This window comes from Alteromonas sp. ABE4_545 (assembly GCF_056161325.1).
The window spans coordinates 1-493 of the sequence record NZ_JBSWYY010000080.1 but is presented as its reverse complement, the minus strand read 5'-3'; the positions used below and the strand labels follow the sequence as shown (position 1 = coordinate 493).

2 tRNA genes are annotated in these 493 nt (G+C 43.4%); both read left to right on the top strand.

The annotated features are described in order from the left end of the window. Positions 1 to 58 precede the first annotated feature (58 nt). A tRNA-Ala gene (locus tag ACXAH6_RS20405) sits at positions 59 to 134 on the top strand. A 1-nt stretch (position 135) separates the two neighbouring features. Next, a tRNA-Ile gene (locus ACXAH6_RS20400) sits at positions 136 to 212 on the top strand. Positions 213 to 493 lie beyond the last annotated feature (281 nt).

Here is a 493-nt window from a genome sequence, read left to right as displayed (position 1 = left end):
TCATTGATGCAGTGCCTACACAGATAGTCTTGTTATTATTAAGAACGACCATTTATATGGGGCTATAGCTCAGCTGGGAGAGCGCCTGCCTTGCACGCAGGAGGTCAGCAGTTCGATCCTGCTTAGCTCCACCACAGGCTTGTAGCTCAGCTGGTTAGAGCGCACCCCTGATAAGGGTGAGGTCGGCAGTTCAAGTCTGCCCAAGCCTACCAAATTCTCGTTTATGCTTCGTCAGCGAAACGCTCATGTGCTAGTTGCACACTACGCGTCCCGCTTCCTTGCCTAAACAAGAATTGAAAGCGTAAAAATTTGGTCGAGATTGGATTCAAATCCTAATGAATAACCACTGTTTCAGTGACTATTGATTAGGGTTTTTTACCCTAAAGTGTTCTTTAACAATTTGGAAAGCTGATATTAGTAATCAATCTAATTGAGTAACTGAGAATATCGAAAGATGTTCTTTCAAGCTACTCTATCTGACAATGATTACGTG